The 23,739-nt window shown below is 71.9% G+C and carries 26 protein-coding genes; 14 read left to right on the top strand and 12 right to left on the bottom strand.

Features of this window, described 5'->3' with window-relative positions:
• Window position 1: 1 nt before the first annotated feature.
• Window positions 2-685, bottom strand: a complete 684-nt coding sequence (locus ACZ6TV_RS28930; RefSeq protein ID WP_465300443.1) for a class I SAM-dependent methyltransferase — start codon at window positions 683-685, stop codon at window positions 2-4.
• Window positions 686-768: 83 nt separating this feature from the next.
• Here ACZ6TV_RS28930 and ACZ6TV_RS28935 point away from each other — a divergent pair, with 83 nt between their 5' ends.
• From ACZ6TV_RS28935 to ACZ6TV_RS28975, 9 genes are all read left to right on the top strand, one after another.
• On the top strand, window positions 769-1,296 hold the full coding sequence (locus tag ACZ6TV_RS28935; protein ID WP_465300444.1) for a (2Fe-2S)-binding protein: 528 nt from the start codon (window positions 769-771) through the stop codon (window positions 1,294-1,296).
• Window positions 1,293-2,279: an FAD binding domain-containing protein gene (locus ACZ6TV_RS28940; protein WP_465300445.1), complete on the top strand. Its 987-nt coding sequence runs from the start codon at window positions 1,293-1,295 to the stop codon at window positions 2,277-2,279. The genes ACZ6TV_RS28935 and ACZ6TV_RS28940 overlap by 4 nt, the downstream gene beginning before the upstream one ends.
• Window positions 2,276-4,402 carry a xanthine dehydrogenase family protein molybdopterin-binding subunit gene (locus tag ACZ6TV_RS28945; protein ID WP_465300446.1) on the top strand — a complete coding sequence of 709 codons (2,127 nt, stop codon included), beginning with the start codon at window positions 2,276-2,278 and terminating at the stop codon, window positions 4,400-4,402. The genes ACZ6TV_RS28940 and ACZ6TV_RS28945 overlap by 4 nt, the downstream gene beginning before the upstream one ends.
• A 190-nt stretch (window positions 4,403-4,592) precedes the next feature.
• A complete protein-coding gene (locus ACZ6TV_RS28950; protein WP_465300447.1) occupies window positions 4,593-5,567 on the top strand; it encodes a LacI family DNA-binding transcriptional regulator in 975 nt (324 codons plus the stop codon).
• Window positions 5,564-7,168, top strand: coding sequence for an FAD-dependent oxidoreductase (locus ACZ6TV_RS28955; protein WP_465300448.1), 1,605 nt, complete (start codon window positions 5,564-5,566; stop codon window positions 7,166-7,168). Before ACZ6TV_RS28950 ends, ACZ6TV_RS28955 begins: the two co-directional genes overlap by 4 nt.
• Window positions 7,169-7,194: 26 nt before the next feature.
• Window positions 7,195-8,469, top strand: a complete 1,275-nt coding sequence (locus tag ACZ6TV_RS28960) for an ABC transporter substrate-binding protein (protein WP_465300449.1) — start codon at window positions 7,195-7,197, stop codon at window positions 8,467-8,469.
• A complete protein-coding gene (locus tag ACZ6TV_RS28965) occupies window positions 8,466-9,350 on the top strand; it encodes a carbohydrate ABC transporter permease (RefSeq protein WP_465300450.1) in 885 nt (294 codons plus the stop codon). The genes ACZ6TV_RS28960 and ACZ6TV_RS28965 overlap by 4 nt, the downstream gene beginning before the upstream one ends.
• Window positions 9,340-10,170: a carbohydrate ABC transporter permease gene (locus ACZ6TV_RS28970; RefSeq protein ID WP_465300451.1), complete on the top strand. Its 831-nt coding sequence runs from the start codon at window positions 9,340-9,342 to the stop codon at window positions 10,168-10,170. The genes ACZ6TV_RS28965 and ACZ6TV_RS28970 overlap by 11 nt, the downstream gene beginning before the upstream one ends.
• 13 nt (window positions 10,171-10,183) lie before the next feature.
• A complete protein-coding gene (locus ACZ6TV_RS28975; protein ID WP_465300452.1) occupies window positions 10,184-11,182 on the top strand; it encodes a LacI family DNA-binding transcriptional regulator in 999 nt (332 codons plus the stop codon).
• Window positions 11,183-11,293: 111 nt separating this feature from the next.
• On the opposite strand, the gene ACZ6TV_RS28980 is transcribed toward ACZ6TV_RS28975, so the two are convergent.
• Both ACZ6TV_RS28980 and ACZ6TV_RS28985 read right to left on the bottom strand, forming a co-directional pair.
• On the bottom strand, window positions 11,294-11,650 hold the full coding sequence (locus ACZ6TV_RS28980; RefSeq protein WP_344503368.1) for a histone-like nucleoid-structuring protein Lsr2: 357 nt from the start codon (window positions 11,648-11,650) through the stop codon (window positions 11,294-11,296).
• A 337-nt stretch (window positions 11,651-11,987) separates the two neighbouring features.
• Complete coding sequence (locus ACZ6TV_RS28985; protein WP_465300453.1) at window positions 11,988-12,509, bottom strand: TIGR02611 family protein; 522 nt, start codon at window positions 12,507-12,509, stop codon at window positions 11,988-11,990.
• 272 nt (window positions 12,510-12,781) lie between these two features.
• On the opposite strand from ACZ6TV_RS28985, the gene ACZ6TV_RS28990 reads away from it, so the two are divergent.
• Window positions 12,782-13,213: an SsgA family sporulation/cell division regulator gene (locus tag ACZ6TV_RS28990; protein WP_033356715.1), complete on the top strand. Its 432-nt coding sequence runs from the start codon at window positions 12,782-12,784 to the stop codon at window positions 13,211-13,213.
• A gap of 314 nt (window positions 13,214-13,527) precedes the next feature.
• On the opposite strand, the gene ACZ6TV_RS28995 is transcribed toward ACZ6TV_RS28990, so the two are convergent.
• Complete coding sequence (locus ACZ6TV_RS28995; RefSeq protein WP_465300454.1) at window positions 13,528-13,827, bottom strand: DUF4873 domain-containing protein; 300 nt, start codon at window positions 13,825-13,827, stop codon at window positions 13,528-13,530.
• A 46-nt stretch (window positions 13,828-13,873) separates the two neighbouring features.
• On the opposite strand from ACZ6TV_RS28995, the gene ACZ6TV_RS29000 reads away from it, so the two are divergent.
• Both ACZ6TV_RS29000 and ACZ6TV_RS29005 read left to right on the top strand, forming a co-directional pair.
• Window positions 13,874-14,770: an AurF N-oxygenase family protein gene (locus ACZ6TV_RS29000; protein WP_465300455.1), complete on the top strand. Its 897-nt coding sequence runs from the start codon at window positions 13,874-13,876 to the stop codon at window positions 14,768-14,770.
• 5 nt (window positions 14,771-14,775) lie between these two features.
• On the top strand, window positions 14,776-14,958 hold the full coding sequence (locus tag ACZ6TV_RS29005) for a hypothetical protein (protein WP_465300456.1): 183 nt from the start codon (window positions 14,776-14,778) through the stop codon (window positions 14,956-14,958).
• 177 nt (window positions 14,959-15,135) lie between these two features.
• On the opposite strand, the gene ACZ6TV_RS29010 is transcribed toward ACZ6TV_RS29005, so the two are convergent.
• The 4 genes from ACZ6TV_RS29010 to ACZ6TV_RS29025 all read right to left on the bottom strand — a co-directional run bounded on the left by ACZ6TV_RS29010 (window position 15,136) and on the right by ACZ6TV_RS29025 (window position 18,649).
• Window positions 15,136-15,795 carry a class F sortase gene (locus tag ACZ6TV_RS29010; protein ID WP_465300457.1) on the bottom strand — a complete coding sequence of 220 codons (660 nt, stop codon included), beginning with the start codon at window positions 15,793-15,795 and terminating at the stop codon, window positions 15,136-15,138.
• 9 nt (window positions 15,796-15,804) lie between these two features.
• Window positions 15,805-16,692: a DUF4397 domain-containing protein gene (locus tag ACZ6TV_RS29015; protein ID WP_465300458.1), complete on the bottom strand. Its 888-nt coding sequence runs from the start codon at window positions 16,690-16,692 to the stop codon at window positions 15,805-15,807.
• A gap of 252 nt (window positions 16,693-16,944) precedes the next feature.
• A complete protein-coding gene (locus ACZ6TV_RS29020; RefSeq protein WP_465300459.1) occupies window positions 16,945-17,931 on the bottom strand; it encodes a CAP domain-containing protein in 987 nt (328 codons plus the stop codon).
• A 106-nt stretch (window positions 17,932-18,037) separates the two neighbouring features.
• Window positions 18,038-18,649, bottom strand: a complete 612-nt coding sequence (locus ACZ6TV_RS29025; RefSeq protein WP_465300460.1) for a TetR/AcrR family transcriptional regulator — start codon at window positions 18,647-18,649, stop codon at window positions 18,038-18,040.
• 47 nt (window positions 18,650-18,696) lie between these two features.
• Here ACZ6TV_RS29025 and ACZ6TV_RS29030 point away from each other — a divergent pair, with 47 nt between their 5' ends.
• Window positions 18,697-19,365, top strand: coding sequence for a pentapeptide repeat-containing protein (locus ACZ6TV_RS29030; RefSeq protein WP_354777927.1), 669 nt, complete (start codon window positions 18,697-18,699; stop codon window positions 19,363-19,365).
• A 217-nt stretch (window positions 19,366-19,582) separates the two neighbouring features.
• Here the strand turns inward: ACZ6TV_RS29030 and ACZ6TV_RS29035 are convergent, their stop codons facing one another.
• On the bottom strand, window positions 19,583-20,062 hold the full coding sequence (locus ACZ6TV_RS29035) for an STAS domain-containing protein (protein WP_465300461.1): 480 nt from the start codon (window positions 20,060-20,062) through the stop codon (window positions 19,583-19,585).
• 307 nt (window positions 20,063-20,369) lie between these two features.
• Window positions 20,370-20,924, bottom strand: a complete 555-nt coding sequence (locus tag ACZ6TV_RS29040) for an O-methyltransferase (protein ID WP_465300462.1) — start codon at window positions 20,922-20,924, stop codon at window positions 20,370-20,372.
• 51 nt (window positions 20,925-20,975) lie between these two features.
• On the opposite strand from ACZ6TV_RS29040, the gene ACZ6TV_RS29045 reads away from it, so the two are divergent.
• Window positions 20,976-21,680, top strand: coding sequence for a DUF4097 family beta strand repeat-containing protein (locus ACZ6TV_RS29045; protein WP_465300463.1), 705 nt, complete (start codon window positions 20,976-20,978; stop codon window positions 21,678-21,680).
• A gap of 4 nt (window positions 21,681-21,684) precedes the next feature.
• Here ACZ6TV_RS29045 and ACZ6TV_RS29050 read toward each other — a convergent pair whose 3' ends face one another.
• Window positions 21,685-22,923 carry a serine hydrolase domain-containing protein gene (locus ACZ6TV_RS29050; protein WP_465300464.1) on the bottom strand — a complete coding sequence of 413 codons (1,239 nt, stop codon included), beginning with the start codon at window positions 22,921-22,923 and terminating at the stop codon, window positions 21,685-21,687.
• Between the two features lie 170 nt (window positions 22,924-23,093).
• Window positions 23,094-23,669, bottom strand: coding sequence for an ATP-dependent Clp protease proteolytic subunit (locus ACZ6TV_RS29055; RefSeq protein ID WP_465300465.1), 576 nt, complete (start codon window positions 23,667-23,669; stop codon window positions 23,094-23,096).
• Window positions 23,670-23,739 lie beyond the last annotated feature (70 nt).

Here is a 23,739-nt window from a genome sequence, read left to right on the forward strand (position 1 = left end):
CTCACATGACGGCGGTCAGCCAGTGCCGGCCGGGGTCCAGGTGGCGTTCGAAGCGCAGCCCGGCGCCGGACAGGGCGGCGTGCAGCTCGTTGCGGCTGAGCCGCCGGGTGGCGAAGCGGTGCGTCCAGGTCGTGCCGGGTTCCTCGGTGTCGCGGTACGTGCACTGCGCCTGCAGCACGGTGCCGTCGTGGGACAGCGGCGTGTCGGTGATCTCCACCCGCCCGATCCGGCCGGTGACGGGGCGCATGTCGGCGAACACCCGGTCGAACCAGGCCGGTGGCAGCCACTGGATCACGACCCGCCCGCCGGGGGCCAGGTGCCGCCGGCAGGCGGCGAGCAGCCGGCCCCGCAGCCGGTCGTCGGGCGTGTTGAAGAGGTGGCTGGCCAGCAGTACCGCGGCGAACCGGCGATCGAGGTCGAGGCTCTCGATGTCGGCGAGCACGGTCGTGGCGCCCTCGACGTGGGCCAGCATGTCGGCGGAGTTGTCGACGGCGGTCACCGGGTGCCCGAGGTCGAGGAGGGCGTGGGTGAGCCGGCCGGCGCCGCAGCCGAGCTCGAGGATCTCCGCGCCGGCCGGGACCGCCGCGTGCACGAGCGCCGGCTCGCCGGTCGTCGGCAGCAGCGCGTAGACGCCGACGGGGCTGCCGTCCCGCGTCACCGCGCCGCCGGGATCGGAGGGGTCCACGCCGTTCACGGTCCCACAGTTCGGGTGACTTCGCGGGCCCGTCCCCCGCCGGGAGGCATGGGCGCGCCGCCGATGGGCAGGACGTGGTCGTGGAGAGACAGTTCACGAGCGACGTCACGCTCGACGTCAACGGTCACACGTACGAGCTGCGCGTCGACAACCGGGCGACCCTGCTCGACGTGCTCCGCGAACAAGTGTCGCTGCCGGGCACGAAGAAGGGCTGCGACCACGGCCAGTGCGGGGCCTGCACGGTGCTGCTGGCCGGGCGGCGGGTCAACAGCTGCCTGATCCTCGCCGTCAGCTGCGACGCGGCGGCCGTGACGACGGTGGAGGGGCTCAGCAGCCGCACCGCGATCCACGCGGCGGCGCCGCCCGACGAGCCGCCGACGCTGCACCCGATGCAGGAGGCGTTCGTGGCGCACGACGCGCTGCAGTGCGGCTTCTGCACCCCGGGGCAGATCTGCTCCGCGGTCGGGATGCTCGAGGAGGCCGAGGAGCAGGAGGCGGACCTCGACGAGCACGAGATCCGCGAGCGCATGTCCGGCAACATCTGCCGCTGCGGCGCGTACGTCAACATCGTCGCCGCCATCCAGGAGGTGGCGGCCCGGTGAAGCCGTTCGAGTACCAGCGGGCCGGCGGCCCGGAGTCCGCCGTCGCCACGATGACGCACCCGGGTGCGGCGTTCCTGGCCGGCGGGACCAACATCGTCGACCTGATGAAGCTCGGCGTCACCGTGCCCGACCTGCTCGTCGACGTCAGCGGCCTGCCGCTGCGGCAGATCGAGCCGCTGCCCGACGGCGGGGTCCGGGTCGGCGCGCTCACCGCCAACAGCGACCTCGCCACCGACCCGGTGGTGCGCACCAGGTTCCCGGCGGTGGCCCTCGCGCTGCTGTCGGGCGCGTCGGCGCAGCTGCGCAACCGGGCCACGATCGGCGGGAACCTGCTGCAGCGCACCCGGTGCCGGTACTTCACCGACGTCACCAAGGCGTGCAACAAGCGGCGGCCCGGCACCGGCTGCGCCGCCCGCGACGGCGAGCACCGCGACCTGGCGATCCTCGGCGGCTCGCCGCAGTGCGTCGCGACGAACCCGTCGGACCTCGCGGTCGCCCTCGCGCTCGTCGACGCGCGGGTCGAGCTGCTCACCCCGGACGGGCCCGCGGACATGAGCGTGCACGAGCTCTTCCGGCTGCCCGGGGATCACCCGGAACGCGACACGAACCTGCCGCCGGGGGCGCTGATCACGGCCGTGCTGCTGCCGCCCGCCCCGATCGCGCGGCTGTCGACGTACCGCAAGGTGCGCGACCGCTCGTCGTTCGCGTTCGCCGCCGGGTCGGTCGCCGCCGCCCTCGACGTCCGCGACGGGATCGTCCGCGACGTGCGGCTGGCGTTCGGTGCCGTGGCGCACCGCCCGTGGCGCGCGCACGCGGCGGAACGGATGCTGCACGGCGCGACCGCGACGGTCGACAACTTCGAACGCGCCGCGGACGAGGAGCTCGCGGCGGCGCGGCCGTTGCGCGACAACGCGTACAAGGTGCCGCTGATCCGCAACCTCACGGTCGGGGTCCTGCGGGGGATGACGGAGGCCAGCTGGTGACCACGTTCACGTCCGCGTCCTCCGAGCGGGTGACGCACGCCGCCGTCGGTGTCGGCAGCCCGCGCATCGAGGCGTGGGACAAGGTGACGGGGCGGGCGCCGTACGCCGCGGACCACCCGGTGCCCGGCGCCGCCTACGCGTGGGTGGTCCAGTCGACGGTGGCCCGCGGGGTCGTCCACGACGTCGACACGTCCCGCGCCCTCGCCGAGGACGGGGTCCTCGGGGTCCTCTGGCACGGCAACGCGCCGCACCTCGAGCCGGTCGGCGACCCGGAGCTGATGGTCCTGCAGTCGCCGCGGATCGCCTACCGGGGGCAGGTCGTCGCGGTCGTCGTGGCGTCGTCGCCGGAGGCCGCCCGGGCCGGCGCCGACCTGGTGCGGGTCCGTGAGGACGGCACCACCGCCGACACCGTGCTGCGCATCGACCATCCCGCGCTGTACCAGCCGGTGCAGGTCAACGCGGGCTACCCGGCCAGGTCCGCGATCGGCGACGTCGACGCCGGGCTGGCCGCGGCGTCGGTCCGCGTCGACGCGACCTACCACACGCCGGCGGAGCACCACTGCGCGATGGAGCCGCACGCGACGACCGCGTTCTGGGAGCGCGGCTGCCTCGTCGTCTTCGAGGGGACGCAGGCGTCGACGGCGGTCCGCGACGCGCTCGCCGGCCTGTTCCGGCTGCCGCCGCAGTCCGTGCGGGTGGTCAACGAGCACGTCGGCGGCGGCTTCGGCGGCAAGGCCGCGACGAAGGCGAACACGGTCCTCGCGGCGATGGCGGCGCGGCTCGTCGGCCGGCCGGTGAAGCTGGCGCTGACCCGGCAGCAGCTGTTCGCGCTCGCCGGCTACCGCACGCCGACGATCCAGCGGATCCGGCTCGGGGCGACCGCGCAGGGCCGCCTGCTCGCCGTCGGTCACGACGCGGTCAGCCAGACGTCGCAGCTCGCGGAGTTCGTCGAGCAGAGCGCGGTGCTGTCGCGGCACATGTACGCCGCGCCGAACCGCCTCACCACCCACCGCGTCGTGGCGCTGGACGTGCCGACCCCGGTGTGGATGCGGGCACCGGGCGAGTGCCCGGGCGCGTTCGCCCTGGAGTCCGCGATCGACGAGCTGGCGTCCGCCGGCAACTGGGACCCCGTGCAGCTGCGGATCGACAACGAGCCGCCGGTACACCCGGAGGAGCGGATCCCGTTCTCCAGCCGGCACCTCGTGGAATGCCTGCGGGAAGGCGCGGAACGCTTCGGCTGGGCGGCGCGTGACCCGCGCCCGGCCGTGCGCCGCGACGGCGAGTGGCTGCTCGGCACCGGGGTGGCGGCCTCGACGTACCCGGCGATCACCTGGCCGTCCACGGCCCTGGCCCGGGCGACCGCGGACCAGCGCTTCGACGTGGAGGTCAACGCCGCCGACATCGGCACCGGCGCCCGCACCGTCCTGCGCCAGATCGCCGCGGACGCCCTCGACGTGCCCGCCCACTGCGTGGGCATCACCGTCGGCGACTCGGCGATCGGCCCGGCCACCGTCGCGGGCGGCTCGATGGGCACCGCGTCGTGGGGCTGGGCGGTCACCAAGGCGTGCCGCCTGCTGCGCGAGCGCATCGACCGCGACCACGGCGGTCAGGTCCCCGACGGCGGTGTGGCCGTCCGCGCCGACACCACCCTCGACGTCCGGGACCGGCCCGAGTTCGCCCGGCACGCGTACGGCGCCCAGTTCTGCCAGGTCCGGGTGTCCACGGTGACGGGCGAGGTCCGCGTCGACCGGCACCTGGGCGTGTTCGCCGCCGGCCGTATCGTCAACCCGACGACCGCCCGCTCGCAGCTGCTCGGCGGCATGACGATGGGCCTGTCGGGCGCCCTGCTCGAACGCTCCGTCATGGACCCGCGCACCGGCGACTTCGTGACCGGCGACCTGGCCGCGTACCACGTCGCGGTCAACGCCGACGTCCCCCGCATCGAGGTCGCCTGGCTCGACGAGCACGACCCCCACCTCAACCCCATGGGGGTCAAGGGCATCGGCGAGATCGGCATCGTCGGCACCGCCGCCGCCGTCGCCAACGCCGTCCACCACGCCACGGGCATCCGCGTCCGCGACCTCCCGATCGGGCTGGAGCACCTCGTCCCCAGATCCCGCTGACCGTTCGCGACGACCTGATCCGCGGCCCCTCGACACGTCGGGGGGCCGCTTCCGGCATCCAGTGATAATGCGTATTAGTCAGGGACGCGAACCGGTAACGAAAGCGCTCCGGGAGCTTGACGGGCCTGCCGGGACGAGCGCAGGATTCGTGGCCTGAGCGTGCTGATACGCATTATCCAAGGAGATCACCGTGGGACGTCGGGTCACGCAGCGCGACATCGCGCGGATGACCGGCGTCAGCCAGGCGACCGTGTCGGTGGTGCTGAACGACCGGGCCGACAGCGGGGTGCGGATCGCGCCGGAGACGCGGCAGCGGGTCCTCGACGCGATCCGGGCCACCGGCTACGTCGCCGACGTCGTCGGACGGCGGCTCGCCGACCGCAGCAACCGGATCCTCGGCGTGTTCACCTACGAGCCGGTCTTCCCCAGCACCACCGCGGACTTCTACCACCCGTTCCTGGTCGGCATCGAGCAGCGGGCCGAGCAGGTCGGCTGCGACCTGCTGCTGTTCACCTCGGGGCCGAACCGGATGCGGCTCGCCGACGGGTGCATCGTGCTGGGCCGGTCGATCGGCAAGGACGAGCTGGCCCGGCTCGTCGGCGAGCACCACCCGTTCGTCAGCGTCGGGCGGCGCGACTCGCCCCACGTGCCGTACGTGGGCGCCGACTACGAGGCGGCGACCGCGCGACTGGTCGCGGCGGCCGTCGCGCGTGGCCACCGGCGGTTCGCGTACATCGGCACCGGCGGACCCGCCGAGTCGCACCTGGACCGCCTGCGGGGCTTCGCCGACGCGTGCCTGGCCGCCGGCGTCCACGCCACCCACGAGCGCCGCGACGTGCCCCTCGACAGGATCGACGACGTCACCGCGATCTTCCTGGAGGAGCCCGCGGACGCCGCCGAGCTGATCGCCGCGCTCCGGCACCACGGCAGGGAGGTGCCGCGGGACGTCTCGGTGGTCGTGCTCGGCGAGCCGACCCGGGCCGGCGCCACTCCCCCGCCGCTGGACGTGACCCGCTTCAGGACGCCGCGGCGGGAGATGGGCTGGCAGGCCGTCGACCACCTGGTCGACCTGGTCGGCGGGCAGCCGGCCCGGCAGACGTTGCTGGCCTGCGAACTCGTCGCAGGTGAAACCCTGGAACAAGCAAGATCGAGGAGAGACACGTGAAGGAGATCACGGCGGACGTGCTCGTCGTGGGCGGCGGGCTCGGCGGGGTCGCGGCGGCGCTCGCCGCGCTGCGCGCCGGGCGGACGGTCGTGCTCACCGAGGAGTTCGACTGGATCGGCGGCCAGCTCACCAGCCAGGCCGTGCCGCCGGACGAGCACTCCTGGGTCGAGCAGTTCGGCGTGACCGCGAGCTACCGGGCGCTGCGCGACGGGATCCGCGACTACTACCGGCGCTACTACCCGCTGACCGACGCGGCGCGGCGCTGGACGCACCTCAACCCGGGCGCCGGCGGCGTCAGCCGGTTGTGCCACGAGCCCGCGGTCGCGAAGGCCGTCCTGGAGGCGATGCTGCAGCCGTACCGCGGCGGCGGCCGGCTCACCGTCCTGCAGCCCTGGCGGGCGACCGGCGCCGAGACCGACGGCGACCGGGTCACGTCCGTGACGGGCCGGCACCGCGACACCGGCGAGAGCACCGTCGTCACCGCGCGGTACGTGCTGGACGCCACCGAGACCGGCGAGCTGCTGCCGCTGACCGGCACCGAGTACGTGACGGGCTTCGAGTCGCAGGACGACACGGGCGAGCCGAGCGCGCCGGCGGCGGCGCAGCCGGGCAACATGCAGGCGGTCTCGGTGTGCTTCGCGATCGACCACGTCGACGGCGACCACACGATCGACCGGCCCGGCGCGTACGGCTTCTGGCGCGCCTACACGCCGCCGTTCTGGGGCGGTCCGCTGCTGTCGTGGCGCTCACCGCACCCGCGCACCCTGGAGATCTCCGAGCGCAGCTTCACCCCGAACCCCGACGACCAGCCGGTCGGTCTCGTGGCGGACCAGCGGCTCAACCCGGGCGACGCGAACCTGTGGACGTTCCGGCGGATCGCGGCACGCAACCTGTTCACGCCCGGCGCCTACGCCAGCGACATCACGCTCGTCAACTGGCCGATGATCGACTACTTCGAGTCGCCGGTCATCGACGTGCCCGACGCCGGTGAGCACCTGTCGCGCGCCCGGGAGCTGTCGATGTCGGTGCTGTACTGGCTGCAGACGGAGGCGCCCCGCCCCGACGGCGGCACCGGCTTCCCCGGGCTGCGGCTGCGCGGCGACGTCACCGGATCGGCGGACGGGCTGGCCCAGGCGCCGTACGTGCGCGAGTCGCGGCGCATCCTCGCCGACTACACGATCGTCGAGCAGGACCTGTCCTTCGCCGTGCGCGGCGACAAGGGCAGCGTCAACTACCCGGACTCCGTCGGCGTCGGCATGTACCGCATCGACCTGCACCCCTCCACGGGCGGCGACACGTACATCGACGTGCCGTCCAGCCCGTTCCAGATCCCGCTCGGCGCCCTGCTCCCCCGCAGGGTCAGCAACCTCCTGCCGGCGGCGAAGAACCTCGGCACGACCCACATCACCAACGGCTGTTACCGGCTGCACCCCGTCGAATGGAACATCGGCGAGGCGGCCGGCGCCCTGGCGGCGTTCTGCCTGGACGAGCGCACCACCCCCCGCGCCGTCCGCGCCGACCCGTCGCTGCTCGCCGCGTTCCAGTCCCGCCTGACGAACGACGGCGTCGAGCTCGCCTGGCCCGACGTCACCGCCTACTGAAGACACCCCCACTTCTGGAGACCCCCATGCGAATGAAGCAAGCCATCGCGGTGGCCACCGCGGCCCTGCTCGCCCTCACGGCGTGCGGTTCCAAGGAAGAACCGAAGGACGACGGCCCGGTGTCGTTGCGCATGACGATCTGGACCGCCAACGAGGCCCACCTGAAGCTGTTCAACGAGATCGCCGCCGAGTACAAGACCGCCCACCCGAACGTCACCGAGATCAAGTTCGACTCGCTGCCGTTCGACACGTACACCACCGCGCTGACCACCCAGATCGCCGGCGGCAACCAGCCGGACCTCGCGTGGATCCTGGAGAACTCCGCGCCCGACTTCGTCTCCTCCGGCGCGCTCGTCCCGCTCGACGACACGCTGAAGAAGACCCCGGGCTACCAGTTCGAGGACCTCGGCGCCAGCCCGAAGAAGCTGTGGCAGAGCGACGGGAAGCTGTTCGCCTACCCGTTCTCCACCTCGCCGTTCGGTGTCTTCGTCAACAATGACCTGGTGAAGGCCGCCGGCAAGCAGACCCCCGCCGAGCTGATCGCGGCCGGCAACTGGAACTGGGACACGGCGCTGGAGACCGCGGCCGCGGTCAACGCGAAGTCCGGCAAGGGCGGCCTGGTCGTGCGGGACTTCGACTACAAGTCGTGGCAGAACCTGGCCAGCTTCTGGGGCGGCTGGGGCGCGCAGGCGTGGAGCGCCGACGGCAAGACCTGCGGCTTCGACAAACCCGAGATGGTCGAGGCGATGACCACCCTGCACAAGGCGATCTTCACCGACAAGGCGCTGCCCGGCCCGGGTGTCAGCGCCGACTTCTTCGCCGGTGACGCCGCCATGACGATCACCCAGATCAGCCGGGCGTCGCTGCTGAAGAACCAGTTCGCCTGGGACCTGGTGCCGCTGCCGAAGGGCAAGGTCGGCGACTACGCGGTGTTCGGCCAGGCCGGCATCGGGGTGTTCAAGAAGGGCAGGCACGCCGCCGCCGCGCAGGAGTTCCTCGCCTTCATGAGCAACCCGGCGAACTCGGCGAAGCTCGCCGCGTACTTCCCGCCGCCGCGCACCTCGCAGCAGACCGCGGAGACCCTGGCCAAGACCAACCCGCTGCTCAAGCCCGACCAGCTGCAGAAGGTCGTCGTCGACGGGATCGCCAAGGGCGCCGTCGGCCCCAGCCACGCCGGCTTCGCCGAGCTGTCGCAGACCGTCCGGGCGAGCCTCGACCCGCTGTGGCAGCCGCAGGCCGACGTCAAGGCGGTGCTGTCCGGCGTGTGCGCGAAGATCGCCCCGCAACTGGCGAAGCAGTGAACCTTCGCAACAAGACCGCTGACCGGCTGGCTGGGTGGCTGTTCATCGCCCCCCAGCTGGCCGGATCGGCCGTCTTCGTCTTCGCGCCGCTGTGCCTGGTGCTCTGGTACAGCCTGCACGAGTGGAACGTCCTGGCGGGCAGCTTCGAGTTCGTCGGCGGCGAGAACTACCAGGCCCTGCTGGACGACCCGACGCTGCCGTCGGTGCTGCGGGCCACCGGGATCTTCTCCGTCGGCCTGGTGGTGTTCAACCTCAGCCTGGCCTTGCTGCTCGCGGTGCTGCTGAACCAGCGGCTGCGGGGCCTCGCGGTGTACCGGACGCTGTTCTTCTCCCCCGTCGTCGTGTCGCTGGTGGCCTGGACGATCGTGTGGGGCTTCCTGCTGCAGTCCAACGGCGGCGTCAACGGGCTGCTGCAGACCGTCGGGATCGAGGGGCCCAACTGGCTGCGGACCGGGCCGACCGCGATGGTGTCCGTGATCGCGGTGCAGGTGTTCAAGAACGTCGGGCTCAACATGGTGCTGTTCCTGGCGGCGCTGCAAGGTGTACCGGGCGAGCTCTACGAGGCCGCGCAGCTGGACGGCGCCTCGGCGTGGACCCGCTTCCGGCGGATCACGGTGCCGATGATCAGCCCCGCGATCCTGCTCACGTCGATCATCACGGTGGTCGGGTCGCTGCAGGTCTTCGCGCAGATCGCCGTGCTCACCCAGGGCGGGCCCGGCACCTCCACGACGGTGCTCGTCTACTACCTCTACCAGCAGGCCTTCCAGTTCCACCACTTCGGCTACGGCTCGACCCTGGCCATCCTGCTGTTCGGAATCGTCCTCGTCCTGACGCTCGTGCAGTGGCAGCTGCGCCGGAAGTGGGTCGTCCATGAGCAGTAAGACGAAAGTCCTCGTGTACGGGCTGCTGTCGGTGCTGTGCGTGCCGTTCGTGTTCCCGACCTGGTGGATGGTCACGTCGTCGTTCAAGTCGACGAGCGAGATCTTCGCCTACCCGCCGAAGCTGCTGCCCTCGGAATGGCACTTCGGCGCGTACCGGGAGGTGTTCCGGCTGCAGCCGTTCGCGGAGCAGTACTGGAACAGCCTGTACATCGCCGCGATCGTCACCGTCGGCACGATGGCGGTGGCGTCGCTGGCCGGCTACGCGTTCGCGCGGATCCGGTTCCCCGGGCAGAACGCGCTGTTCGTGGTCGTGCTCACCGGGCTGCTCATCCCGAGCGAGGTGACGATCGTGCCGCTGTTCCAGCTGTTCAACAGGTTCGGGCTGATCGACACGCACTGGCCGCTGATCCTGGTGCCGATCTTCGGGGCGCCGAGCGTCCTGGCGACGTTCATCATGCGGCAGTTCTTCGTCACGCTGCCCAAGGAGCTGGAGGAGGCGGCGCGGGTCGACGGGCTCGGCCGGTTCGCCACGTTCCGGCTGGTCGCGCTGCCCCTGGCCCGCCCGGCGCTCGGGGCGGTCGGCATCTTCACGTTCCTCAACAGCTGGAACCTGTTCCTGGAGCCGGTGGTGTACCTGTCGAGCAAGGACAAGTACACCCTGCCGCAGGCGCTGACGCAGTACGTCGACGCGTACGGCGGCCCGATGTGGGACGTACAGCTGGCGGCCGCGTCGCTGACCGCGCTGCCGGTGCTCGTGGTGTTCGTGATCGCCCAGCGCCAGTTCGTTGAAGGGCTCGCCCACACAGGGCTCAAAGGGTGATAGACCTTCGTCCGTGAGCAGAAGAGTCACGCAGCGGGACATCGCGCGGATGACGGGGGTGAGCCAGGCGACGGTGTCGCTGGTGCTCAACAACCGCACCGGTGACGACGTGCGGATCGCGCCCGAGACCCGGCAACGGGTCCTCGACGCGATCCGCGCCACCGGCTACGTCGCCGACCCGGTGGCCCGGCGGCTCGTCTCGGGACGCAACCGGATCCTGGGCGTGTTCACGTACGAGCCGGTGTTCCCTTCGACGGCGGCGGACTTCTACCACCCGTTCCTGGTCGGCATCGAGCAGCGGGCCGAGCAGCTCGGCTGCGACCTGCTGCTGTTCACCTCGCACGCGGAGAGCCGGCGGATCTTCCACGCCGACAGCCGGATCGGGATCGCCGACGGCACGATCCTGCTCGGCCGCCGGGTCGACCGCGACGACCTGGGCCGGCTGGTCGGCGAGGGGCACGCGTTCGTGTCCGTCGGCCGGCGCGACGACGCCGGCGGGCCGGTGCCCTACGTCGGCGCCGACTACCCCGCGGCGGTCGCGGCGCTGCTGGACCGGGCGGCCGCGCTCGGGCACACCCGGGTGGGCTACCTCGGCACCGGCGGGCCCGCCGAGTCGCACGCCGACCGGCTCCGCGGCTTCCTCCACGACGGCCGGGCGGACCTGGTACACCTGCCGCAACCGGCGCGGGAATGGCCGGCGGCGATCGGGCGGGAGCGGCTCACCGCCGTGTTCCTGGAGGAGCACGCCGAGGCCGTCGACCTGGTGGCGGCGCTGCGGGCGGACGGCCGGGAGGTGCCCGGGGACGTGTCGGTGGTGGCGCTCGGTGAGCCCAGCGGCGCCGGACCGGTCGACGAGACGATCACCAGGCTGCGGATTCCGCGCCGGGAAATGGGCTGGCAGGCGGTGGACCAGCTGACCGACGCAATCGAGGGTGGTGGTGTCGTGCAGCGGTTGCTGTCGTGCACGGTCCATGAAGGCGCGACCCTCGCCGCCGTTTCCCGCCGAATGTGATCGAGCCGCGCCCCTGCTGGGACGCGGCTCGATCGCGTTTCTCACCGGAAATGCGACGCTGCATCGACCGGTTTCGCCCGACCCTCGAAATTGCGGGCCGGCTGATCGTGTTTAGCGGCCGGCCTCGGCGTGGTAGCGGTCCACCACGTCCTGCTTGATCCGGCCCCGGTCGGAAACGTCGATCCCCTTGGCCTGCGCCCATTCCCGAATGGCACGGTTCTGGTCGCGGTCGCCGCGGGTGACGCCCCGGCCACGCACCTCCCGGCCGCGCACGGTGCTGACCACGCCGCCACGTCCGATTTTCGTCGCGGCGGCGACGAACGGGGCGACGGCGTCGCGCAGCTTCGCGGCGTTGGAGGCGGACAGGTCGATCTCGTACTGCACGCCGTCGAGCGCGAACACGATGCTCTCGGCGGCCGGCTTGCCGTCGATGTCGTCGATCAGCTCGTGGATGACGCGTTTCGCCATGAGTGGCCTTTCTTCAGGTGCTGCCAATGCGTGCCGCATCATCGACACGTGCGTGCCGCATCATTTGGACACGAACAAGATACTCAGCGGGATAGTAGCCCCCGATCGGGGCGACATTACTCCCACCGTACCGTTCTCGCTCACCTGGCGCTGAATCCGCACCGTCTCGAAACGCATACAACATGAAACGCGCACGATCGGTTAAGGCGTTCGGGTCCGGCAAGTCACCCGGGCCGGATGTCCTTGGCTCATCCTCGCCGCCCGCATGATCGCTGTCGTGAAGTCAGGCAAGCAGGCTTTCGCGCGGTCGGGCCGACATCCGGCGCTTTCCGCGAGGTCAGGCCAGCATCCGGAGCGAGAGCAGCAACGCCGCGCCGACGACGAGGAGCAGGCCTGCGACCGAGACGATCCGGACCAGCCAGGAGCCTTCCCGCACCATGCGGGTCCAGCGCTGCAGTTGCCGCTTGGTGAACGTCAGCAGCCGCCGGGCCCAGTGGAACTCCATGGCCAGGATCGCCAGCCCACCGAGGATGACGAGCCAGCCCGGCCCGGGCAGCGGCAACAGCACCACGCCGACGGCGATGACGAGCGTGCCGACCAGCGCGACCACGATTTTGACGCCGAACCGGCCGATCCGCGTCGCATAGAGCCGCTCGCGCCAGCCCAGCATCCTGTGTGCGACCCGGCGCCAGAACCCGCCGGGCCTCAGGCCGGCCTCGAAGTCGGCGGCCTCCTGCGTCCCTTTACCCGCTTCGGCACCCCGCTCCGGCGCAGCGACACGCCGGAAGTCACCCGGTGGGGAGCCAAGCGGTCCGGAATCAGGCGTAACGCCCGACCCGTCCGCCTCACTGTCGCGCAATTTCCGTTCCCATCACTGGATAACCCGTCACTCCCACGAACCACTGGACGTTACCCGAATGAATTGACGTACGGCCCACACGTCACGTCAAGGACCCCGGTCACGCACTGAAAACCGGACATCGCGCGCACGTTGTTCGGTTGACGGCAAATCGGGCCCAGAAACACTACAGAGTGAGATCGCAGAATCACTACGCGTAACACTGGGAATCGCCTCAACATAAGAGAGGCGGGGCACGGCATGCTCCGCAGCGGTGCCGGGGGGAGTACGACATGAGCGCTATCCGACCATCGACCGTCGAGGTCGAGACATCCCTACGACTCGTCGCGCCCGACGCGACTGCATTGCCGGTGCGAGCCAGCTTGCGATACGACCCGAACGACCCGTACGCGGTGCACGTCCTCTTCCACGCCGAGTCGGCCGGGGGCGAGCCGGTCAGCTGGTCCTTCGCCCGTGAGCTACTGTTCACCGGCCTGGACGAGCCCGCGGGCATCGGCGACGTGCGGGTCTGGCCGTGGAACGGGCCGCGCGGTGACTTCGTCGCACTGGCGCTGTCCTCACCGGACGGCAACGCACTGTTCGAGGTCCCACGCAGCGTGCTGGTGCGCTTCCTGCGCCGGACGTACAGCGTCGTGCCGCGCGGGCACGAGACGGACCACCTGGACGTCGACAACGCGGTCAACCGGCTCCTCGCCGGCCGCTGACCGAACGGCTCCTCACTGGTCGACCGGCACGGTTGCCCGAACGGTCACCGACCAGCCTGCTCCACCTGGACCGCGTCGGCCGGGCGCCACACCGGCGGCCACCCTCCGTCAGCAGCCCGCCAGCTGCGGAAGGGTTCGGCCGTGGGGTGGCGCCCGACGCTTGTGCCGGGCCTTTCAGGCGCCGCCGTCCGGCCTCGTGCCGGCCCTTCAGGCACCACCATGCGGCGCCTGTGACCGGACCTTCAGGCGCCGCCGTTCGGCGCTCGTGCCGGGTCCTTTTCAGGCGCCGCCGTGCGGCGCTTGTGCCGGGCCCTTCAGGCGCCGCCGTGCGGCGGGGCACCCGTGCCGCTGAAGCGGACGTTGCCCCAGGGGTCCACCTCCAGCAGCCGGGCCGGCACCGGGTCGGCGGGCGCGCACCGCAGCAGCACGTCGCGGCGGCCCGCCCGCACCAGCGCCGGCACCAGCGCCGACACCACGGCGTCCCCGCTCATCCGGCCACCCCAGTGGTAGCGCCCGTCGAGCGGCTGGAAGTGGCCGGTCAGGTGCAGCACCACGGCGTGCGCGGCGCCGTCGACGAGCAGCTCGGCCTTGACCGGTGTCGGTTCCTCGGGCATGGTACTGATGAGTACCAAGTCCTGCCGGAGCCGTCAAGGAGCAGCGATGCCGACAACAGACGAGCGCGAGGCCCGCGAGGTCACAGCCGCGCGGCTGCTGAAGATCTCCGCCGGCAACTCCTACGACCCTGACGTCGACATCGACTGGCGGGCCCCGCTCGACCCCGATCGCATGTTCGCGCCCGAGCACCGGCTGTCACTGGCCGGAACCGCCCTGTGGGACGGGCTCAGCCGGGAGCAGCGCGTCGAGCTGTCCAAGCACGAGGTGGCCAGCATCGCCAGCGTCGGCATCTGGTTCGAGATGCTGCTCATGCGGCTGCTGCTGCGGCACGTCAGCGACCAGGACCCGCGCACCGGTCACGTGCAGTACGCGCTCACCGAGGTCGGCGACGAGTGCCGGCACTCGATCATGTTCGCGCGGATGATCGAGGCGTTCGGCACGCCCGCGTACCGGCCCGCGCCCCTGGAGCGCGCGCTCGGCAGGTATCTCGGCGCGACCGCCGGCGGGGTGCAGACGTTCGCCGCCGCGCTCATCGCCGAGGAGATCCTCGACGCCCTGCAGCGCGAGGCCATGGCCGACGACAGCCTCCAGCCCCTCGTGCGGATGGTGTCGCGGATCCACGTCGTGGAGGAGGCGCGGCACATCCGCTACGCCCGCGACGAGCTGGCCCGCCAGGTCGCCGGGGCCGGCCCGGTCAGCCTGGCCTACTCGCGGCTGATGATCGGGCGGGCCGCGTGGACCGTCACCCACTCGCTGATCCACCCGGGCGCCTACGCCGCGGTCGGCCTCGACCCGGTCCGGGCACGGGCGGCGGCGTGGCGCAACCCGGCCTTCCGGGAGACGCTGCGCTGGTCGGCGGAGCGGGTCACGACCTACCTGCAGGAGCTCGGGCTCGTCGCCGGACCAGCCAGGCGACTTTGGCGGTCCTCGGCGCTACTGTGAGCGCCATGAGATGGGTTCTGGTGGTCGTCGGCGCCCTGCTGGTCCTCTCCGGCATCGTCTGGACCCTGCAGGGGCTCAACCTGCTGGGCGGCAGCGCGATGTCGGGCCACGCGATCTGGGCGGCCGTCGGCCCGATCGCGGCGATCGTCGGCGCGGTGCTCTTCCTCCGGGGCGTCCGGCGTCGCTGAAAGGCGTTGAGAGACCCAGATCACGGGACGATGCGTGTCGGGCGCGCTACTGTCTAGTGAGTCGGTGTGCTGTGTGTCCCCGGGCCTCACCACACTGCCTTCACGGAATACCGTTCGGCTGGAGCCGTGATGCGCCTATCGCCGCGAGGCGACCTGGCACACCGACCCTAAACTTTTCTAGCTCAGCACCGCGTAGACCACGATGTTCTCGCGGTATGAGTGCCGGGCGGCGTCGAACTCGCCGCCGCACGTGATGAGCCGCAGCTCCGGCAGCGGCGTCGGCCCGTAGACCTTCGCGCTGGGAAACCTGGCCTTCGCGTAGTGCTCGCGGGCCGTCACCGTGAAGGTGAGCCACGCGCCGCCGCGCTCCACCTCGACCCGGTCGCCGGCCTTCAGCTCGTGCAGCTTGTAGAACACCGCCGGTCCGGTCTTCGAGTCGACGTGCCCGGCCAGGACCGCCGGCCCCGGGTCACCGGGCGCGGTGCCGGCGGCGAACCAGCCGGCCTCGTCGTACACCTTGGGGCTCTGCAGCTCGCCCCGCGGGTCGACGGTCAGCGACTCCAGCCCGGTGTCGACCCCCAGCGAGGCGATCCGCAACCTCGTCGGCGGTGCCTGCGCGGCGTCGTCGGCGAGGGGCGCCAGGTCGATGCGGTGCGGCACGATCCAGGTGGACTCGCCGGCGTCGATGTCGACCCGGCGGCCGACGAGCGTCGCCGCGCCGATGTAGACCGGCGCGGCGAGCGCGAGGACGCAGGCGATGAGCGTCACGGTCCGCCGCCGGCCGGGGCTCAGGCGGAAGGCACGGTGCCTGACGACCTGACCGGCGGACCTGACCATGCGGCTGGGCTATTGCAGCGGCGCCGCGACCCGGTGCCGGCGGCGCAGGACCACCAGGCCGGCCGAGATCAGCACGACCAGCAGCGCGGCGCCGCCGAAGACCGGCAGCCAGACGCCGGAGCCGTCCTGCGCGGTGCCGCCGCCACCGGTGTCGACGCCGCCCGCGGGCACGCCGTTGCTGGTCGCGTCGGTCCGCAGCTGGGCGGTCAGGCCGTTCTTGCCGTCCAGGACGATCAGCGAGTAGACGGCGCCGGCCTTGAGCGGCGCGCTGACCGTGGTCGCGGCGGTGGTGACGCTCGGCGCGGAGAGCCGCAGCGTCCACTTGCCCGGGTCGACCACCTGGTAGTCGGTGGTCGTGGCGAACTGCACCTCGCCGGCGATCTTCGCGCCGCCCGCGATCGCGACGTCGAGCGTCGGCTGCTTCACCGAGGCCTGCACGACGCGAACCTTGGCCTTGCCCGGGTCCGGCAGCGCCAGGTCGTCGGGGATGACCCGCAGGCCGAGGTCGGCGAACTTGCCGACGCCCGCGACGGTGTAGGCCTTGCCCTCCACGACCGTCGCCTGGGTGCTCAGCACGGGCGGGCTGTCCGCGGCGGCGCCGGGCAGCCGCATCGCGACCGCGTAGGTGCCGGGGGCGAGCGGCAGGTACTTCGACACGACGCCGTAGCCGACCGCGTCGAACTTCTGCGTCGCCATCGAGCCGTTGACGGCGCTCAGGTAGACGTCGACGGCGGGGGTGTCCGGCGACAGGTGCGCGAGCCGCACATAGCCGACCCCGGCGGCCGACGCCGGGGCGGCGCCGACGAGCGAGGCGCCGAGACCGAGGAGTGCCGCCGCGGCGAGCGCCGCGACGCGTGTCATGGCCCGCCGTCGCAGGAAGGCAGCGATCACGTTCATGCCCTTTGCTCGAAGAGACCCGCCCGGAGGGGTTCGAGGTGCGGGTGTTACGCACCCGAGCGACGGCAGTTGAGTAATCCGCCCGGGCACCATAAGCACTGACCGATGTGCACGATGCCGAACGGCGCGCCGAATTGCAACCACCGGACGGTGCTTTTCCGCTACGAGAGGGTTACTCATCGGTAACGATCACTGTCTTGCCGCGGGCCGTCCGGGCTGACGGCCCGCCCGCACCGGTGCCCTGCTGGTGCCCTACCGGGGGCTGCCGAAGTCCTGGGTCCAGATCGGGGTCTTGCCCTGGTACGCGAGGCCGACGCCGAGGTCCTTCAGCCCGCAGTTGAGGATGTTGGCCCGGTGACCGGCGCTGTTCATCCACGCGTTCATGACGTCGGCCGGCGTGCGCTGCCCCTTCGCGATGTTCTCCGCCGCGCCGGACCACTTGTAACCCGCGTTCGTGATGCGGGTGGCGAAGCTGGTGCCGTCCTGCGAGTCGTGCGAGAAGTAGTCGTTGGTGGCCATGTCCTGCGAGTGCTTGCGGGCCGCGGTGGTGAGCTTCGCGTTGTACGCCAGCGGCTTGCAGCCGGCCTTCGCGCGCTCGGTGTTGACGATGGCGAGGACCTGCGCCTCGTAGGAGGTGTTGCCGCCGGCGGCCGGGGCCGTCGTCTTCGGCTTCGCCGGCGGCGTGGTCGCCGCCTTCGTCGGCGCGGCCGAGGACGCGGGGGTCGTCGGGGCGGGCGAGGCGGTCGCGCCCTCGACCCCGCCGGACGGCGCGGCGCCCGACGGGTCGCCGCCGCTCATGTCGCCGGCGTTCGCCGGGTCGCCGGTCGCGTCGCCCGCGACCGAGGTCCGGGCCGCGTCGCCGGTGTCGCTCCGGTTGCCGAGCAGCACGGCGCCGCCGAACGCGGTCGCGCCCACGACGAGCAGCGCGGCGACCCCGACGCCGACGATCACGGCCAGCCGGGTGCCGCGGCGGTGCCGGGGCTCGTGCTCGTCCACCTCGGGCGCCTGCCCGTGACCGGCCTCGCCGTAGCCGGCGTTGCCGTAACCCGGGTCACCGTAGCCGGCGTCGCTGTAGCCCTGGTCGCCGTTGCCGCCGTTGCCGTGGCCCGGGTCGCCGTAGCCGGTGTTGCCGAAGCCGGCGTTGTCATGGCCGGCGGCGCCGTACCAGTTGGCGCCGTGGCCGGCGTCGTGGTGGGCGGGCTCGGTGTTGCGGGCGTCGTACGGGCCGAACGCGGACACCAGCTGCCTCCTGAGGCACAGACGACACAAACGCATGCGAGCCTATGAGGCGCTCCGCCGTCGATTCCAACCAGCGACGCCGATTTCACGACGATCTAAGCGAAACTTATGCCTCGGTCGCGCAGAGCAACGCCGTCACGGCGCGGCGCAGCACCCCGGTCGCCGCGGGGACGTCCAGATGCAGCTCGTCGCGCAGCATCGACCACGACGCGAACGTCGTCGCGACCGTCAGCGCGTGCAGGGTGTCCTCACGGGCGGCGCCGGTGCCGTCCAGCTCGGCGACGAAGAGCTTCTCCAGCTCCTCGCGGGCGTTCGTGACATACCAGGTCCGGTTGTGCCGCAGCGCCGCCGAGAACGGCTCCCGCAGCCGGGCCGCGCGGGCCGCCGGGGCGATCAGCTCCAGCAGCCGGGCGCGCTGCTCGCAGTACGCCTCGATGCGCTCGGACAGGGGCAGGTCCTGCGGGACCGGACGGTGCTCGGCGGCCTGCCGCTCCATGAGGCGCGAGCCGGCCGCGGCGAACAACCGCTCCATGTCCTTGAAGTTGGTCCACAGCGCGCGCAGGGACACCCCCGCCCGCTCGGCGATCCGCTCCGCCGTCGGCTTGAGGTCGCCCTCCTCCAGCAGCGCGAGGTGGGCGTCGACGATGGCCCGCCGGGTCCGCTCCGCGCGCAGGGTGCGACCGTCGATCCTGCGCTGCCCGACGACCGCCTCACTCATGACGCACCGCTCATGACTGATCAGCCTACGTGTGTACGGTGAGGTGCGTGGCACTGCGCACCGTGCATGAACTCGACATCGATCTCCCCGTCATCGACCTGGGTGAGCTCGAGCCGGTCAGCGCGCCGTGGGGCGGCAACCTCAACGACGCCCACGTGCAGACCGGCCGCGCCATCCGCACCACCCTCATCGACGCCCGGCTGCGCCGCTCCCACCTGGAGAATCTCGACCTCAACGGGGCCGTCTGGGAGGACGTGACGGTGTCCGGCTGCCGCTTCGAGAAGGTCGACTTCAGCGCGGCGCGGCTGACCGGGCTGACCGTCGAGCGGGTCCACTTCGTCAACTGCAAGCTCACCTGGGCGCACATCGCGGAGTCGCGGTTCGGCGACGTCCTGTTCGAGGGGTGCCGCCTGGACGCCGCCAACCTCGACGACATCACCACCATCGGCCCGACCGGGTTCGTCGGGTGCGTCCTGGTCAACACCACGTTCCGGGACTGCGTGCTGCCACAGGCGGCGATGTCGGGCTGCCGGCTGCGGCAGATGTCCTTCACCAGCTGCGACCTGCGCGGCGCCGACCTGCGCGGCAACCAGCTGTCGGAGGTCAGCGGCGTGAGCAGCCTGCGCGGCGTGACGATCGAGCCGGCGCAGCTGCCGGGCCTCACCGACGCGGTCATGCGCGACCTCGGCGTGGTCGTCCGCGGCCCGAAGGGCTGACCTCCCCGGCGTTCACCAGGCCGTTTCGCTTGTCCGGCTCGTCGCTCGTCGGGCCTTTTCGCTTTGTCTGGCTCGTCGTTTGTCTGGCTCGTCGTTTGTCTGGCTCGTCGCTCGTCTGGCTCGTCGCTCGCCGGGCCCTTTTCGCTCGTCTGGCTCGTCGCTCGTCGGGCGGGCATTCGCCGGGCGGGCGCTTGCCGGGCGGGCGCGCCCGGTGGGGTCATCGGCGTGGGGATGCGGGGCCGCGGCGGGACCTGCCGCGGGCCGACGGGTTGACCCGCCAGCGGGGACGGCGGCGCAGCGGCTGGACGGGCTCGTCGACGCACGGCGCCGGCGGTGCGGCCGCGCCGAGGTCCGCGGCGCCCTGACCCGGGCCCGGCAGCAGGTCACGCGGGTCGGCGTCGACCGCGCCCTCGACGCTGACGAAGGCGGCGATGCGGTCCATCCCGACGGCGACCTGCGCCCACGCCCGGATCGCGGGCGAAGGAGCGGCGAGCCGCAGCTCCCCGCCCCGCCGCCGGGCGAGGTCGGCGACCCTGACAAGCAGGGCGGCGCCCGCGGTGTCGCACACCGTCACCTGGGAGACGTCCAGGACGAGCCGCGGCTCGGCCGCGACGAGACAGCCGGCGAGCACCGGTTCGACGGTCTCGACGGTCCCTTCCACGAGCAACCCGTGCAGGGCAAGCACCACGGCGTTCATCGGACTCGACGGTACCGGCACACCCCGCTCCAATCGTCTCCTTCGGTCGGATGACCCCGCACGGGCCGACCCGTCATGCGCGCATCGCATCCAGGGCCTTCTTCAAGGCCTTCGGCTGGGTCGGGGTGGTCGGCGCGCCGGGCCGGAGCTCCTGCGTCCGGGCGCCGATCTCCTGAACTCCTTGCACAGCCGGTTGACGTTCCTGTGGTCTTCCTCGAGCACGACGATGGCGTCGGTGGACATGGCGACTCCTCACGGGCGGCGCCTGACTTCCGCCCGGTTACCCGCCTGTGAGCAGCACAAACAGTCAGCGCCGGGTGCTGAGCACCATGCCGGAGCCGTGGTCGAGCTCGACGGACACCAGGTCGTCGTGGTCCAGCAGCGTCCGGCGTACGCCGTCCTGGCGGGCCGCGAAGTCCTCGGGCCAGCCGTCCGCGGGCCGCATGTCGTCGACGACGAGGACGCCGCGCGGGCGCAGCGCGGCGATGGTCAGGTCGAGCCCTTCGATCTTGCCGCCCCGCGCGTCGGCGAAGATCAGGTCGAACGCGCCGACCGCGGTCGGCAGGAACGTCATGGCGTCGGTCACCCGCAGGTCCACAAAGGACGGCCAGGCCCCGGCCGCCGCGACGGCGGCCGTCTCCGCGTCGAGCTCGATCGACGTCACGGTCACGTCGGTGCGCTCCCCGAGCCCGCTGACGATCCACGCCACCCCGACCCCGGCGCCGGTGCCGAGCTCGAGCACGTTGCCGCCGGGACGGACGCCCGCGGCGAGGGTGGCGAGCAGACGGCCGACGGGGCGTTCGCAGGACAGCGGAAAGCCGCTGGTCTCGGCGCGGGCATACGCGGCATCGACAAGATTCATGCCGCCGACCCTATCGAACGGGGACCGGCGGCCCGTGCGAAGCTGACGTCCGTGAAGTCACCGCGGATCCTGACGCTCGCATCCCTGCTGGCCCTCGCGACGCCGGTGGCCCTCGCCGGCTGCGGCTCGTCCGACACCCCGCCGGCGACCGGCGGCGGCGAGCAGTCCGCCACCAGCACGTTCGAGGTCAAGGACGACGTCAGCGTCGTCGAGGTGGACAGCGCGGGCGGCGCGATCACGGTGAAGGTCGGCTCCGGACCGACGATCAAGGTGACGGAGACCGCCAAGTTCAAGACCGACAAGCCCGGCCGCAAGCAGAGCGTCGAGGGCGGCGAGCTCGTCCTCACGTCGACCGGCTGCAAGAGCGGCGACTGCTCCATCTCGTACACGGTGGAGATCCCGTCGACGCTCAGCGTGCGGCTCGACAGCGCGGGCGGTGCGATCTCCCTCGCCGGCCTGACCGGCATCATCGACGTGTCCTCCGACGGCGGGGCGCTGACCGGCGAGGGCCTGGCCCCGCCGGAGCTGACCGCCCGCACCGGCGGCGGCGCCGTCCAGCTGACCATGGCGCAGGCCCCCGACCGCATCGACGTGGACAGCGGCGGCGCCGACGTGACGCTCAAGCTGACCGCCACCGGCTACGCCCTGGACGTGGAGCTCGACGGCGGCCAGCAGTCCGGCACCGTGAAGTCGGAGGCCGCCTCCGTGCACAAGGTGCACGTGGTCACCGGCGGCGGGGACCTGAAGTTCGGCTGACGCGTCAGTCCGTGAGCGCCGAGTAGATGAGCTGGCGCAGCTGGGGCCGGATCGGGTGGGTGCTGGACGGCAGCAGCTGCGTGTAGAACTCGACCGTGAGCCGCTCCGCGGGGTCGATCCAGAAGGCGGTGCTGGCCGCGCCGCCCCAGTAGTACGTCCCCGGTGAGCTGGGCGTCCTCGCCGGCACCGGATCCCGGACCACGGCGAAGCCGAGCCCGAACCCGACCCCCTCGAACGTGGTCTCGGCGAAGCCGCCGGTCTGCAACCGGTCGAGGTCGACGCCGCCGGGCAGATGGTTGCGCGTCATGAACCGCACGGTCCTGCTGCTCAGCAACGTCCCGTCCGGGCCCGCGCCCTCCCGCAGCAGCATCGCGGTGAACCGCTGGTAGTCCGCGGCGGTGGAGATCAGCCCGCCCCCACCGGACTGCATGGCGGGCTCGTCGAGGGCGTGCCTGCCGATCACGTCGAACCGGACCGCCCTGCCGTCCGCGGGACCGGGCACGTACAGCGCGGCGAGCCGCTTCGCGTCGTCCCCCTCCGGGTCGACCGACCACCGGGTGTCCGTCATCCCCAGCGGCTCGAAGATCCTCTCCCGCAGGAAGTCCCCGAGCGGCTGCCCCGCGACGACCTCGACGAGCCGCCCGAGGACGTCGGTGGACACGCCGTACCCCCACCGCGTCCCGGGCTGGAAGAGCAGCGGCAGCGCCGCCCAGTCCCGGCTGGACTCCGCCAGATCGACACCCGTCTTGGGCAGGATGTCGTACCCGGCCTTGCGGTACAGCGCGTCGACGACCGAGGTCTGCAGGAACCCGTACGTCAGGCCCGACGTGTGCGTCAACAGGTGCCACACCCGGATCGGCTCGGCCGCCGGCACCGTGAACGGCGCCCCGGCGGAGCCCCGGTCGTACACCTGCGACTGGGCGAACTCGGGCAGCCACCGGCTGATCGGGTCGGTCAGCTCGAACCGCCCCTCTTCCCAGAGCATCATCGCGGCGACGGAGGTGATCGGCTTCGACATCGAGTAGATCCGCCACAGCGTGTCTGCCTCGACCGGCAACCCGGCCTCCATGTCCCGCTGCCCGTACGTCGAAGCGTGCGCCACCCGCCCGTCCCGGCTGACGACCAGCTGCCACCCCGCCAGCCGCCCGTCGTCGACGTAGCGCGCGAAGTGCGCGTCCAGCACATCCAGCCGCTTCGCGTCGATGCCGACTTCCCCGGGCGCGACCTCACGTTCGATACTCACGCCCGGCAGCCTAAACGCGAGTTCACCTCCAGCGCGAGACCGCCCGGCGCGAGACCAACCTGACCCAAGCCGGGCTGACACGAGACCAGCCCGACAGGCGAACCGACTAGCGACCCGGCGCGAGACCCCGCGCGCGGCCGATGCGCGCGGGAGGTCGGCGTGGTGTGGGGTCAGCTCACGGCGAGCTGCTCCGCGCCGGCGACCACCTTGTCGACGAAGCCGTAGTCGACGGCTTCCTGGGCGGTGAACCAGCGGTCCCGGTCGGAGTCGGCCTCGATCTGCTCATAGGTCTGGCCGGTGTGCTCGGCGATGAGGCGCTGCATGGTCTTCTTGGTGAAGAGCATCTGCTCGGCCTGGATGGCGATGTCGGCCGCGGTGCCGCCGATGCCGCCGGACGGCTGGTGCATCATCACGCGGGAGTGGGGCAGGGCGTAGCGCTTGCCGGGGGTGCCGGCGCTGAGCAGGAACTGGCCCATCGAGGCGGCCATGCCCATGACGACCGTCGACACGTCGTTGGGCACGAAGCGCATGGTGTCGTAGATGGCCAGCCCGGCGCTGATGACGCCGCCGGGTGAGTTGATCCAGAGGCTGATGTCCTTCTCGTGGTCCTCGGCGGCGAGCAGGATCAGCTGGCCGCAGATGCGGTTGGCGCTCTCGTCGTTGACCTCGGTGCCGAGGACGATGATGCGCTTGGCGAGCAGCCTGTCGAACACGGCGCTGTCGAAGGGGACCTGCGTGTCTGCCATGTGCGGCGTCCTTTCCCGGGGCTTTCCTCGACCGTAGTGATCGCGCCCCGGGAATGGACCCCCGGTTCGC

It is taken from the genome of Dactylosporangium sp. NPDC051087 (assembly GCF_055586325.1).

Bases quoted from the DNA above. Each gene is read 5' to 3' on its own strand.
- ACZ6TV_RS28960 (WP_465300449.1), top strand. From the start codon at position 7,195: ATGCGAATGAAGCAAGCCATCGCGGTGGCCACCGCGGCCCTGCTCGCC.
- ACZ6TV_RS28970 (WP_465300451.1), top strand. From the start codon at position 9,340: ATGAGCAGTAAGACGAAAGTCCTCGTGTACGGGCTGCTGTCGGTGCTG.
- ACZ6TV_RS28980 (WP_344503368.1), bottom strand. From the start codon at position 11,650: ATGGCGAAACGCGTCATCCACGAGCTGATCGACGACATCGACGGCAAG.
- ACZ6TV_RS28990 (WP_033356715.1), top strand. From the start codon at position 12,782: ATGAGCGCTATCCGACCATCGACCGTCGAGGTCGAGACATCCCTACGA.
- ACZ6TV_RS28995 (WP_465300454.1), bottom strand. From the start codon at position 13,827: ATGCCCGAGGAACCGACACCGGTCAAGGCCGAGCTGCTCGTCGACGGC.
- ACZ6TV_RS29000 (WP_465300455.1), top strand. From the start codon at position 13,874: ATGCCGACAACAGACGAGCGCGAGGCCCGCGAGGTCACAGCCGCGCGG.
- ACZ6TV_RS29005 (WP_465300456.1), top strand. From the start codon at position 14,776: ATGAGATGGGTTCTGGTGGTCGTCGGCGCCCTGCTGGTCCTCTCCGGC.
- ACZ6TV_RS29010 (WP_465300457.1), bottom strand. From the start codon at position 15,795: ATGGTCAGGTCCGCCGGTCAGGTCGTCAGGCACCGTGCCTTCCGCCTG.
- ACZ6TV_RS29015 (WP_465300458.1), bottom strand. From the start codon at position 16,692: ATGAACGTGATCGCTGCCTTCCTGCGACGGCGGGCCATGACACGCGTC.
- ACZ6TV_RS29025 (WP_465300460.1), bottom strand. From the start codon at position 18,649: ATGAGTGAGGCGGTCGTCGGGCAGCGCAGGATCGACGGTCGCACCCTG.
- ACZ6TV_RS29035 (WP_465300461.1), bottom strand. From the start codon at position 20,062: ATGAACGCCGTGGTGCTTGCCCTGCACGGGTTGCTCGTGGAAGGGACC.
- ACZ6TV_RS29040 (WP_465300462.1), bottom strand. From the start codon at position 20,924: ATGAATCTTGTCGATGCCGCGTATGCCCGCGCCGAGACCAGCGGCTTT.
- ACZ6TV_RS29055 (WP_465300465.1), bottom strand. From the start codon at position 23,669: ATGGCAGACACGCAGGTCCCCTTCGACAGCGCCGTGTTCGACAGGCTG.